We start from the raw sequence: 12,080 nt of genomic DNA, 5'->3' as shown, positions 1-12,080 counted from the left end.
TGGACGCTCTGCGTCCGATCGTAAAGGCGCATGTAGAAACCGGCATTGACTTTGCTGCCGGGCTTTTCTAGTGTCCGCGCATTGTTTTTACCGGATGTAACCATGACTAGCGACGACCGCATCAAGCTTGAGCCCAGCTGGAAGGAAGCGCTGCGCGATGAATTCGAGCAGCCCTATATGGCGCAGTTGCGCGAGTTTCTGAGCCAGGAGCATGCCGCGGGTAAAGAGATCTATCCGCCTGGGCCGCTGATTTTCAATGCGCTGAATTCGACGCCGCTCAACAATGTGAAAGTGGTGATCCTCGGTCAGGACCCGTATCACGGTCCGAATCAGGCTCACGGTCTGTGTTTCTCGGTGCAGCCAGGCGTGCCGACGCCGCCGTCACTGGTCAATATCTATAAAGAACTCAAACGCGACCTGAATATCGACATTCCCAATCACGGCTGCCTGCAATCATGGGCTGATCAGGGCGTGCTGTTGCTTAACACGACTCTTACCGTCGAGCGCGCCAACGCAGCTTCGCATGCGGGAAAAGGCTGGCAGCACTTCACGGACCGGATCATTCAAGTGGTCAGCGAGCATCAGCCGAATCTGGTGTTCCTGCTGTGGGGCGCTCATGCGCAGAGCAAGCAGAAACTGGTCGATGCGACCAAGCACCTGGTGCTGACCTCCGTCCATCCTTCGCCGTTGTCAGCCTACAAAGGCTTCCTGGGTAACGGGCATTTCGGGCGGGCCAACAAGTACCTTGAGCAAAACGGCATCGAGCCAATCGACTGGCGCTTGCCCGTTCTCTGATCAAAGTGCTTCTGATTGGGCTCAGTCAGCGAACCGCTTGTCCCAGCGCCGGTACAGCGGCTCAGCAAGAAACAGCACGAACAGCAGGCGCATGACCTGCATGGCCGTCACCAGGGGGACCGACAGTTGCAGCACTTCTGCTGTCAGGCTCATTTCGGCAATGCCACCGGGCATCATGCCCAGCGTCAGTGAGCGCAGATCCAGGTGGGTGAGGGCGCTCAGCCCCAGCGCAGCCAGTGCGGCAATCAACATGGTCAGCGCGGTGCCCAACAGCGTGCGCGCGAGGAACGATGGCGCACGCCGAAAGAATGCCCGATTGAAATGACAACCCAGCCCGCTGCCGATCAGTAGCTGACCCAGCTGGCTGGCACCGTTGGGCAAGCCGATTTTCAGGTTCCAGACCACGCTCACTACGGCACTGAGCAACAGAGGGCCGAACAGCCACGGGTTGGGTTGCTTGAGACGTTGCCACAGCCAGGCCAGAGCTGCGCCGACCGGCAGCAGGAATGCCAGCCAGCGCCAATCGACCGCCGTGGCATGCAGTGAAGGCGTACCGTCACCCAGCAGGTATTTGAAGATCGCCGGCACGCACAATACTACTGCCAGCACCCGAAGACTTTGCGCGGCTGCGACGCTGCTTAGCGTTGCACCGTTACGTGCGCCAAGGTTGACCATCTCCCCGGAACCGCCCGGCATGCTCGAAAAGAACGCCGTAGGGCGATCTTCTCCGGTGCGCAGCATCAGCCAGACGCCAACCAGACACGACAGACTGGTGACCAGCGCGCCGATGAAAATCAGCCCGAAATGCGCGAGCACCTGCTCGATAACCACTGGCGTGAAATGCAAACCGATGCCGATACCGATGATCAGTTGCCCGCATTTACGGCCACCCGGAATCTGCGCCAGTTGCCAGGGTGTCAGGCAGCGCACCAGGATGATTGCCAGCAACGAGCCAACCATCCACGGCAGCGGCCAGCCAACCTGGCTGGCGAGGTAGCCGCCGAGCAGGCCGACCAGCGGCGTTGCCCACCATTGACGCAGTGACGAATCAGCCATGCGTTGCGGCAGCCTGCTGTTTTGCGCGCTTGCGCCAGATACGGATCAGCGGAAACAGCAGCATGAACACGGTCACCACCCAGACCCCGAGGGTGATCGGGCTGGCCCAGAGAATCCCCAGTTCGCCGTTGGAGATCGACAGGGCGCGTCGCAGGTTCTGCTCCATCAGACCACCGAGGATGAAACCGAGCAGAATCGGCGACAGCGGGAAATCCAGCTTGCGCAGGATGTAACCGAAGATGCCGATGCCGACCATCAGGAACAGGTCGAAGGTGGTAGCGTGCACTGCATACACGCCGATCCCGGTGATGATCGCAATCACCGGGACCAGCGCCCAGTTCGGCACGGCGAGGATGCGCGTGAAGATACGGATCATCGGGATGTTGAGGATCACCAGCATGATGTTGGCGATGAACAACGAAGCGATCAGGCCCCATACGATGTCCGGTTGCTGTTGGAACAGCATCGGACCGGGCGTGATGTTGTACAGCGACAACGCGCCGATCATCACCGCCGTGGTGCCCGAGCCCGGAACACCCAGCGTCAGCATCGGCACCAATGCGCCGCAAGCGGTTGCCCCGATGGCGGTCTCGGGAGCGGCCAGACCGCGCATGTCGCCCTGGCCAAACTTGCCGCCAGGGCCGGCGATACGTTTTTCCGTCATGTAAGCGACTGCGCTGGCCAGTGTCGCACCGGCACCCGGCAGTACGCCAAGAATGAAGCCCAGCAGACCACAGCGAATGTTCACCACGAACACGGCAGCGGCTTCCTTGACGTTGAACATCATGCGCCCAGTGGCCTTGACCGCCTCTTGGCCGCGATGAGTCTTTTCCAGCAGCAACAGGATTTCACTGATTGAAAACAGACCCAGGACCAGCACCACGAACTGAATGCCGTCGGTCAGATGAATGTTGTCGCCCGTAAAACGGTACACCCCGCTGTTGGCATCAATGCCTACCGCAGACAGGAAAAGCCCGATCAGCGCGGCAACGAATGTCTTCAATGGCCTGTCACCGGCCATGCCGCCCAGGCAGACGATGGCGAACACCATCAGTACGAAATATTCCGCCGGACCGAAGGCAATCGCCCACTTGGCGAGCAACGGCGCGAACAGCACCATGCCGCAAGTGGCGATGAATGCACCGATGAACGAACTCCATGCTGACAGCGACAGAGCGACGCCGGCCAGCCCCTGGCGTGCCATTGGATAGCCGTCCAGCGTGGTCATGACGGTGGACGCTTCGCCCGGAATGTTCAGCAGGATCGAACTGATACGTCCGCCGTATTCACAGCCCAGGTACACGGCCGCTAACAGAATCAGTGCCGATTCAGGCGGCAGGCCCAGCGCAAAGGCAATGGGGATCAGCAGCGCCACCCCGTTGATAGGCCCAAGCCCCGGCAGCAGGCCGACGACGGTACCAATCAATGTGCCGGACAGTGCGGTAATCAGGTTGTAAGGGGTGAGGGCGACGCCGAACCCCTGGCCCAGGTAGCTGAAAGTATCCATATCAGTTCTCCAGAACGCTGAGCAGGCCTAAAGGCAAGGGAACGTCCATGGCCTTGTCGAATAACAGGTAAAGGCCGACGCTCATCAGAATCAGCACCACCACGCTCGGCAGCCAGCGTCCGCCATACAGGCGTGCCATGGGAATGCCGATCAGGATGCTGCTGAGGATGAAGCCCAGGGGTTCGAACAGCCCGGCGAATATCAGCAGCAGAATGATGCATGCGCCAATCTTGATCAGGGTTTCACGGTCCAGTGCCGGTTCTTCCTCGGTGTGGACAATGGGTGTGGGCCGAATCAGCAGGTACAGCAGGGCGGCACCCATCAACCCGAGCATCAGCAGCGGGAAAGCGCGTGGTCCGACCGGTTCATAGGAGAACGGCGCTTGATAAGGCCAGGCCATAAGGGCCAGACCTGCGCATGCCAGTAGCAGTACGGCAGCAAAAATGCGTTGTATGACCATGAGAAGCTCCTGAGTCGCGCCCGCTGTGCGGGCGCAACTTAACGTCAGTCAATTGAGTTCAATTACTGAATCAGGCCGAATTCCTTGGCCAGCAGTTTGTAGTCGGCAACCTGCTTCTTTACGTAGGTGTCCAGCTCCGCGCCGGTCATGGCGAAGGGGAACAGCTCGCGCTGATCACGCAGCTTGGCGAAGTCTTCAGAGGCCAGGATCTTGTCGAACGAGGCTTTCCACCAGTTGTAGTCTTCGTCGCTGACCTTCGGCCCGAGGTAGAAGCCACGCACCACAGGCCAGACGATGTCGTAGCCCTGCTCCTTGGCGGTGGGGATGTCTTTCATTTCGGGTTCGTCGATGCGCTTCTCGGCGAATACGGCGAGCAGGCGCATGTCGCCACTCAAAATGTGCGGCATGGAGTCGGAGATGTCGGTACTGCCCACCTGAATGTGGCCGCCAAGCAGGGCAGTAGCGATTTCCCCACCGCCCTCCAGCGCGACATAACGCAAGGCGCGCGGGTTGATGTCTGCAGCCTTGGCGATCAATGCGGTCTGCATCCAGTCCTGGCTGCCTACGGTGCCGCCTGAGCCGATGACTACCTTGCTCGGGTCGGCCTTGAGCGCTTTGACCAGATCGTCGAGGTTCTTGTATGGCGAGTCGCTCTTCACTGCAATGGCGCCATAGCTTGTGCCCACGGCGGCGAGCCAGCGTACTGCGTTTTCATCGAAACGGCCGAATTTTCCCTGCGCCAGATTGAGCAGCGAACCGCTGGACCACGCGACCAGCGTGCCAGCATCTGCGGGGCGCTGAGCTACAACTGCGTTGTAGGCCACTGCGCCGACGCCCCCAGGCATGTAGGTCACGCGCATGGGCGAGGTCAGAATCTTTTCGTTGATCAGCGCGCTTTGCACCAGCTTGCAGGTCAAGTCGAATCCGCCACCTGGTGAGGCGGGTGCAATGCATTCCGGACGCTTTGGCTCGGCAGCAAACAACTGGCTGGCAACCAGCATGCAGGCGGCGGTGGCGGCTATCTGACGCAGAGGGGATTTCATGTTCAGTCTCCAGAGATATTTTTGTTTTTGGAAGAGAGAAGCTGTTCAGCAGATGCTTTTGTCTCGCGCACCACGAGACCTGTTGGCTGACACGCAAGTGCCATCGGTACAGCGGTGGGCGCTGATGTTTTGCAGGAAGGTGGAGCAGGGGCGCGACGGGTGCGGGGAAAACCGCGACGGGCTGTGCTCAATGGACTGGCAAGCCTGGGCTGGCATAGACATGACGTGACTCCGTTTAGCGATTTATTGTTTTTATTGTCCAGACGCATCCGGGCGCCTGTTTTGTACGTACCCTTTGTACGTACCCTTTTGCCGGGTCGTCTGGCGATGCTAAATGACGAACCTTTCGCAAACCTTTCAGCTACCTTTCATGTCGCAATTGAAGGGCCGCGAATCGTTTCTGTCCTTCACAGGCGGCGGCCTGCCTGTAAACTCCACCGCCACAAGCCTCGATGCCCAGATCGATAACAACAGTGACAATCAGGAGACGGCGATGCGTGTTCTTCTTGTGGAAGATCATCTGCAATTGGCTGAAAGTGTCGCGCAGGCGCTCAAAAGCGCAGGTTTGACCGTTGATGTACTGCATGATGGCGTTGCCGCCGACCTGGCGTTGAGCAGCGAGGAATACGCCGTCGCCATTCTCGACGTCGGCTTGCCGCGTATGGACGGCTTTGAAGTGCTGGCGCGTCTGCGGGCGCGCAGCAAAAACCTTCCGGTGTTGATGCTGACCGCGCGCAGCGACGTCAAGGATCGCGTTCATGGCCTGAACCTGGGGGCCGACGACTACCTGGCCAAGCCTTTCGAGCTGTCCGAGCTGGAGGCCAGGGTCAAGGCATTGCTGCGTCGCAGCGTGCTGGGTGGCGAGCGGCAACAGCGCTGCGGCGTACTGGCCTATGATCTGGACACCCGGCGTTTCACGCTCGGCGAGGAGCTGCTGGCCCTGACGTCTCGCGAACAGGCGGTGCTGGAAGCGCTTATCGCCCGGCCAGGTCGGGTGATGAGCAAGGAGCAACTGGCCGCGCAGGTTTTCGGCCTCGACGAGGAGGCCAGCCCTGACGCCATCGAAATCTACGTCCATCGCCTGCGCAAGAAGCTCGACGGGCATTCTGTGGCCATCGTGACCTTTCGGGGTCTGGGGTATCTGCTTGAAAGCCGCGATGATTAACGACAGCCTGCGCTGGCGGTTATTGTGGAACCTGGCGTTGCTGCTGGTGGTGTTGATGCTGGCCAGCGGCATGAGCGCTTACTGGAATGGCCGCGAAGTGGCCGATACCGCCTACGACCGCACGTTGCTGGCGTCAGCAAGAACCATCGCTGCCGGCCTGACCCAGCGTGATGGCACGCTGAGCGCCGATATTCCCTATGTGGCGCTGGATACCTTTGCCTACGACAGCGAAGGACGAATCTATTATCAGGTCAACGACATCCATCAGAAGCTGATTTCCGGTTATGAAAATCTGCCTTCGCCACCACCGGGCACTTTGCGTACCGACGATTACCCTGCGCTGGCGAAGTTTTATAACGGGATTTATCAAGGGCAGGATGTACGTGTGGTCAGCCTGCTCAAGCCGGTGACTGATCCAGGCATGAACGGCACGGCTGAAATTCGTGTTGCCGAAACCCAGGAGGCGCGCAAGGGCATGGCGCGCAGCCTGATGGCCGACACGTTGCTGCGTCTGGGCATGCTCGGTGGGGGCGCACTGCTGCTGGTCTGGTTCACGGTCAGTGCGGCACTGCGACCGCTGGAGCGCTTGCGCACCGCAGTAGAAGAGCGTCAGCCAGATGATCTGCGCTCATTGCCAATGGTTGAGGTGCAGCATGAACTACGTCCGCTGGTAGGGGCGCTGAACCACTTTACCGAGCGGCTGCGCCTGCAGTTCGAGCGCCAGGCGCAGTTCATCGCCGATGCTGCCCATGAACTGCGCACGCCGCTGGCCGCGCTCAAGGCGCGGGTTGAGCTGGGCCTGCGTGAGCGCGACCCGCAACATTGGCGCAGTACGCTGGAATCAGCCGCACTTGGCACGGATCGGCTCACGCATCTGGCCAATCAGTTGCTGTCACTGGCGCGGATTGAAAACGGCGCGCGGGCCATTGCCGAAGGTGTCGCGCAACAACTGGACCTCAGCCAGCTGGCAAGAGAGCTGGGCATGGCCATGGCGCCGTTGGCTCATTCACGCGGCGTCGCGCTGGCGCTGGAGGCTGACGAGCCGGTCTGGCTGCGTGGCGAGCCGACGTTGCTGAACGAACTGTTGAGCAACCTGATCGACAATGCGCTGGCTCACACTTCACCGGGCGGTAACGTGGTGTTGCGGGTGTATGCGCCGGCTGTTCTGGAGGTCGAGGATGATGGCCCTGGCATTCCGGCAGATGAGCGGGAGCGGGTTTTCGAGCGTTTCTACCGTCGCAGTCAGCAGGGCAGCGGTGCCGGGCTCGGTCTGGCTATTGTGGGAGAGATATGCCGTGCGCATCTGGCCAGAATCACCTTGCACGATGGTGCCGAGCGGGGTTTGAAGGTTCGGGTCAGTTTCAGTGCGCCCTGATCCTAGTAAAGCATGCTCTTCGCTTCGTCCATCTGGGCGCTCAGCATGCCTTCAGCCCTGGCAAGCCTCAGTTGGCTGAACGCAGGCAGGTCGACCATCTCGATGAGGCTGAAGGGGTGGTCGGTGTTCCTGTGGATATGCACTGTGGCGATCTGCACCAGATCTGTGTAGTCCGGACTTTTCGATACGCGCGCGAAGTTCTGGAACTGAATCGGCACGCAGGCCAGCGGCTCGGGAAAGTCCCATGAGCGCAGCAGGCGTTCGCCAATGACCGGGTGAATGCTGTCGATCACGTGGTTGAGGCTGATCGGATCGGCCAGCAGCTCGTAATGGTCTTCGGCATACGTCAGGATCGGCAGAATCCCGATCAAGTGGATCAGCCCGGCGAGTGTGGCCTGGTCGGGTTTGAGATTCGTGTAGTTCTGACACAGTGTGTAACTGATGCCGGCAACCTGCAGGCTCTGCTTCCAGATATCGCGCATCTTCTGCTCGATGACGGGAGACTTCGCGTGGAACATCTGCTCGACCACCAGGCCGATAGCCAAGTTACAGGTGTAATTGACGCCCAGGCGCCGAACCGCGGTGGTGACGTCGCTGACTTCAAAATTCGGGCGCAGCAGAGGGCTGTTCGCGACCTTTATCAGGCGTGCGGAAAGGGCTGTATCGCTACCGATGACCTTGCTCAGGGCCGAAATGCTGATTTCGGTGTCTTCGGCGGCAAGGCGAATTCTCAGTGCTACTTCCGGCAGGGTAGGCAGAAACAAGGCATCTCTGTCGATGGCCTTGATCAAGTTTCTTTGCACCTCGTCAGCCATCTTGCTCATGTTGCATCTCGCAGCCGTTGGGGGTGTCCAGAGTTTTCCGCGCGCTCCGCAGAGCGCCAGCATGTGCACTGGAACGCTCTAAAGACACTAGGAACCTGAATGTGTTCGTCTGGCTTAGCGCTGAGTTTCGAGTTTGCTGTCCAGTATGTAGGGCAGATCACTCATTTGCAGCGCTGCGCCTTCTGGCGAGCCAAGATTTATATGGCCATTTTCTGCCGCATCGCCCTGCAATACGGCGAGCAGTTCAACATTCTGGCCGGACTGCGCGGCGATGACCACATTGCCCACCGCGCTGGCGTGTACCGGCGAAAACAGTGCCGTACCCGGCTCGGGGATTTCTTCGCTGCTCAGCGTCAGGCGGTAGAGCCTGCGTTTGAGTTTGCCCAGGTATTGCATGCGCGCAACGATTTCCTGGCCGGTGTAGCAGCCCTTCTTGAAGCTGACGCCGCCGACCGCCTGCAGGTTGATCATCTGCGGGATGAACTCCTCGCGGGTGCTACCGAATACCTGGCCGATGCCGGCCCGTATCTGACCCAGCAACCAGTCATTGAGCGGACCTTCGCTCAACTGCGAAGCCAGCTGCGATTTGACGCTGTCTGCCTGCCCGGCGCGTACCCAGAGTTCGGCGCGGCCCGGGGAGACGCGGATTGCGATGAGCTCATTGGCTCGTACCACCGCATCGGTTTCCTGCGCCAGGTCCAGGCCCAGGCCGACCAGGGCACTGTCGCCATCCTGCAGGCCGAAGCGCACCCATTCTGCGCTTTCGTCAGTCAGTTTCGATTTGGAGAACACTGCGTATTTACGCAAGTCCAGCAGTTGCGGCTCGATCAGCTCGCTGGCCATCGCCAGCAGGCAGCCGTCGCCTTCGAAAACGATGCGAAAACTCGACTGCATCCGGCCCTTCTGCGTGCAGCGGGCACCGAGGCTGGACTTGTCTTCATTCAGATAATTGAGGTTGCACGTCAGCTGCCCCTGAAGAAACTTGCTGGCATCCACGCCGCGAATGGCGAGAACGCCCTCATGGGATAGCGTGCAGAAAAAAGCTTTTTGGGTCATGGTCATCGCAGATTGGGAAAAAAGTCCGGGGGCACATCATAGTGCCGAGTCGAGGTTATGCATACCGGGGTACGTGAAAACTGCTGCGACCATTGCAAGATTCGCGTGCCCGGCTCACGGCTGTATACTTGCCGCCTACTTTGAGGAGCGCTCCATGGTCGAAGACGTCGAACTCAACCGCCTTTACTGGCACAGCCGCCGTGGCATGCTTGAACTGGACGTGCTGCTGGTGCCGTTTGTCCGGGAGGTCTATCCCCATTTGAATGACGTGGACCGCGATCTGTATCGCCGTTTGCTCACTTGTGAAGATCAGGACATGTTCGGCTGGTTCATGCAGCGCGCCGAGTCCGAGGATGCTGAATTGCAACGTATGGTTCGCATGATTCTGGATCGTGTCCAGCCCAAGTGATCGATTTGAATGTCACTGGCAGGCCTCGCGCCTGCTGTTGACGGCGTATCTCGCCGTTCAGCTGCTGGCGCTGATCGCGTTGTCCTGGCTGAACATCGCTTCGTTGGCGTTGGCGTTGGCACTGGGTGTGCTGTTCTGCCTGATGCATGCTGCCTGGACGTTGCCGCGCTCGATCCTGCTCAGTCATCCGGCAGCCTTCACCGCGCTGAAGCGCGATCGTCAAGGCTGGCAATTGTGGAATCAACGCGACGGCTGGCAGCCCGTGCAGTTATGTCCGGACAGCCTCGCGTTACCGTTGGTCGTGATTCTGCGTTTTCGCCCAATTATCGCAGGCCGGCCGGGCCGCTCCATAAAAAGCTGCTGCATCCCGCTTGATGCGCTCACGCCGGACACGCACCGGCGTCTGCGTGTGCGCCTGAAGTTCAGCCGACGTAAGTGGGCGGTACCAGAATAGTGTCCAGCGCCTCCGGCAACATGTCGGGATAGTCCAGCGTGTAATGCAGGCCACGGCTTTCCTTGCGCTGCATGGCCGAACAGATCATCAGTTCCGCCACCTGCGCCAGGTTGCGTAACTCGATCAGGTCACGGCTGACCTTGTAGTTGCTGTATCTCATCCAGCAACAAACGCACACGGTGCTGAGCGCGTTGCAGGCGCTTGTTGGTACGCACAATGCCGACGTAGTCCCACATGAATCGTCTCAGTTCATCCCAGTTGTGCGCGATGATCACGTCTTCGTCCGAATCAGTGACCTGGCTGGCGTCCCACGCCGGAAGGTCGGTGGGCATCTGTACGTCGGCCAGTTGCTGCTCGATGTCTGCCGCTGCCGAGCGTGCATACACGAAGCACTCCAGCAGTGAGTTGCTGGCCATGCGGTTGGCACCGTGCAGGCCGGTGAAGCTGGTCTCGCCGATGGCGTACAGGCCAGGCACGTCGGTGTGGCCCTTGCTGTCTACCATGACACCACCACAGGTGTAATGCGCCGCCGGGACCACCGGAATCGGCTGACGAGTGATGTCGATGGAGAATTCCAGGCAGCGCTCGTAGACGGTTGGAAAGTGGGTCTTGATGAAGGCTTCCGGTTTGTGGCTGATGTCCAGATAAACGCAGTCGATACCCAGTCGCTTCATTTCGTGGTCTATCGCACGGGCAACAATATCGCGAGGGGCCAGTTCTGCCCGTTCGTCGAACCGTGGCATAAAACGTTCGCCGCTGGGCAACTTGAGGTAAGCGCCTTCACCGCGAAGTGCTTCGGTGATCAGAAAACTCTTGGCCTGGGGGTGATACAGGCAGGTGGGGTGAAACTGGTTGAATTCCAGATTCGCCACCCGGCAACCGGAACGCCAGGCCATGGCGATGCCATCGCCGCAGGCACCGTCGGGGTTGCTGGTGTACAGATAAACCTTGGCAGCGCCACCTGACGCGAGGATGGTAAAGCGCGCGCCGTAGGTGTCCACTTCACCGCTGTTGCGATTGAGTACATAAGCGCCCAGGCAGCGCTGGCCTTCCAGCCCGAGACGGCGTTCGGTGATCAGGTCGATGGCGGCGCGCTGTTCGAGCAGTTCGATATTCGGCCGTTTACGGGCTTGTTCAAGCAGGGTACGAAAGATCGCTGCGCCTGTGGCATCGGCGGCGTGGATGATCCGCCTGTGGCTGTGACCGCCTTCGCGTGTCAGGTGGAATTCAAAGCCGCTTTCGTCGGTATCTGCGTCATCGCCCCGAGTGAAAGGCACGCCCTGATCGATCAGCCACTGAATGGCCTCGCGGCTGTGCTCGACGGTGAAACGCACTGCTTCTTCGTTGCAAAGGCCGCCGCCGGCATTCAGCGTGTCTTCAACATGAGACTGCACGGTATCGGTGTCATCCAGTACTGCTGCCACACCGCCCTGGGCCCAGAATGTCGAGCCATTGGCCAGATCGCCTTTGCTCAGCACTGCGATGCTCAGGTGTCCGGGAAGCGTCAGTGCCAGGCTCAATCCGGCAGCGCCACTGCCAATTACCAGTACGTCATGCTGAAAATGTTGACTCATCTACGAATTCTGCCCTTGGCGACCACTAGTATAAGTATTGGGGTAACGGCACAATAGCCACGCCTACATGGCAATGTGAGACCACAGCGGGTATGGATTGTGCTCCAGTCCCGGATGTCATGCATATTGTTTTCCCTGTTATCCGTTACTGGAAATGCTCCAGTGCACTGATTTCAAAGAACTTTGTGCAGTCTGCGGCTCACGCCTGTGATTGTGCCAATGGAACTTTTTGCCAGGATCCATGCTCAATAGCAGGTTGCCTACACAGGAACAGCGTCGTTTTCGCAGGGTTAGATAAGTGATCATCAACTGCGAAACCGGCGACAAGACTATTCACGCAGCCGACCGTGTCGCGCTGCGTT

The 12,080-nt window shown here is 59.5% G+C and carries 11 protein-coding genes and 1 pseudogene; 5 read left to right on the top strand and 7 right to left on the bottom strand.

Translation table 11 applies throughout. The annotated features are described in order from the left end of the window. Positions 1-102 precede the first annotated feature (102 nt). Positions 103-795 carry a uracil-DNA glycosylase gene (ung, locus tag ALO64_RS15710; protein ID WP_044344688.1) on the top strand — a complete coding sequence of 231 codons (693 nt, stop codon included), beginning with the start codon at positions 103-105 and terminating at the stop codon, positions 793-795. 21 nt (positions 796-816) lie between these two features. Here ung and ALO64_RS15705 read toward each other — a convergent pair whose 3' ends face one another. From ALO64_RS15705 to ALO64_RS15690, 4 genes are all read right to left on the bottom strand, one after another. Further along, a complete protein-coding gene (locus ALO64_RS15705; protein ID WP_044344687.1) occupies positions 817-1,851 on the bottom strand; it encodes an AbrB family transcriptional regulator in 1,035 nt (344 codons plus the stop codon). Beyond that, positions 1,844-3,358 (bottom strand): tripartite tricarboxylate transporter permease, encoded by a 1,515-nt coding sequence (locus ALO64_RS15700; RefSeq protein ID WP_005735127.1) that lies wholly within the window; start codon positions 3,356-3,358, stop codon positions 1,844-1,846. The genes ALO64_RS15705 and ALO64_RS15700 overlap by 8 nt, the downstream gene beginning before the upstream one ends. Position 3,359: 1 nt before the next feature. Next, positions 3,360-3,818 (bottom strand): tripartite tricarboxylate transporter TctB family protein, encoded by a 459-nt coding sequence (locus ALO64_RS15695; RefSeq protein ID WP_044344686.1) that lies wholly within the window; start codon positions 3,816-3,818, stop codon positions 3,360-3,362. 62 nt (positions 3,819-3,880) lie between these two features. Then, complete coding sequence (locus ALO64_RS15690; RefSeq protein ID WP_005735125.1) at positions 3,881-4,861, bottom strand: Bug family tripartite tricarboxylate transporter substrate binding protein; 981 nt, start codon at positions 4,859-4,861, stop codon at positions 3,881-3,883. Between the two features lie 493 nt (positions 4,862-5,354). Between ALO64_RS15690 and ALO64_RS15680 the strand changes: the two genes are divergently transcribed. Further along, on the top strand, positions 5,355-6,026 hold the full coding sequence (locus tag ALO64_RS15680) for a response regulator (protein ID WP_002554918.1): 672 nt from the start codon (positions 5,355-5,357) through the stop codon (positions 6,024-6,026). Then, the gene (locus ALO64_RS15675; RefSeq protein WP_044344685.1) at positions 6,019-7,401 is read left to right on the top strand and encodes a sensor histidine kinase; all 1,383 of its coding nucleotides are present in this window, start codon (positions 6,019-6,021) and stop codon (positions 7,399-7,401) included. Before ALO64_RS15680 ends, ALO64_RS15675 begins: the two co-directional genes overlap by 8 nt. A gap of 2 nt (positions 7,402-7,403) precedes the next feature. On the opposite strand, the gene ALO64_RS15670 is transcribed toward ALO64_RS15675, so the two are convergent. Both ALO64_RS15670 and ygfZ read right to left on the bottom strand, forming a co-directional pair. Further along, positions 7,404-8,225 (bottom strand): HDOD domain-containing protein, encoded by an 822-nt coding sequence (locus ALO64_RS15670; protein ID WP_002554917.1) that lies wholly within the window; start codon positions 8,223-8,225, stop codon positions 7,404-7,406. Positions 8,226-8,339: 114 nt separating this feature from the next. Further along, a complete protein-coding gene (ygfZ, locus tag ALO64_RS15665) occupies positions 8,340-9,281 on the bottom strand; it encodes a CAF17-like 4Fe-4S cluster assembly/insertion protein YgfZ (RefSeq protein WP_044344689.1) in 942 nt (313 codons plus the stop codon). Positions 9,282-9,435: 154 nt separating this feature from the next. Here ygfZ and ALO64_RS15660 point away from each other — a divergent pair, with 154 nt between their 5' ends. Then, on the top strand, positions 9,436-9,690 hold the full coding sequence (locus tag ALO64_RS15660) for an FAD assembly factor SdhE (protein WP_003378499.1): 255 nt from the start codon (positions 9,436-9,438) through the stop codon (positions 9,688-9,690). Next, positions 9,674-10,144 (top strand): protein YgfX, encoded by a 471-nt coding sequence (locus ALO64_RS15655; protein ID WP_054991749.1) that lies wholly within the window; start codon positions 9,674-9,676, stop codon positions 10,142-10,144. Before ALO64_RS15660 ends, ALO64_RS15655 begins: the two co-directional genes overlap by 17 nt. On the opposite strand, the pseudogene nadB reads toward ALO64_RS15655, so the two are convergent. Beyond that, positions 10,113-11,718, bottom strand: a pseudogene (gene nadB, locus ALO64_RS15650) (L-aspartate oxidase). The gene ALO64_RS15655 and the pseudogene nadB overlap by 32 nt on opposite strands. Positions 11,719-12,080: the final 362 nt, after the last annotated feature.

It is taken from the genome of Pseudomonas meliae, assembly GCF_001400515.1.
In the GTDB taxonomy this organism is placed as follows: Bacteria; Pseudomonadota; Gammaproteobacteria; order Pseudomonadales; family Pseudomonadaceae; genus Aquipseudomonas; species Aquipseudomonas amygdali.
Note: the sequence above shows the minus strand (reverse complement) of the source record. Positions and strands in the feature narration are given on the sequence as shown.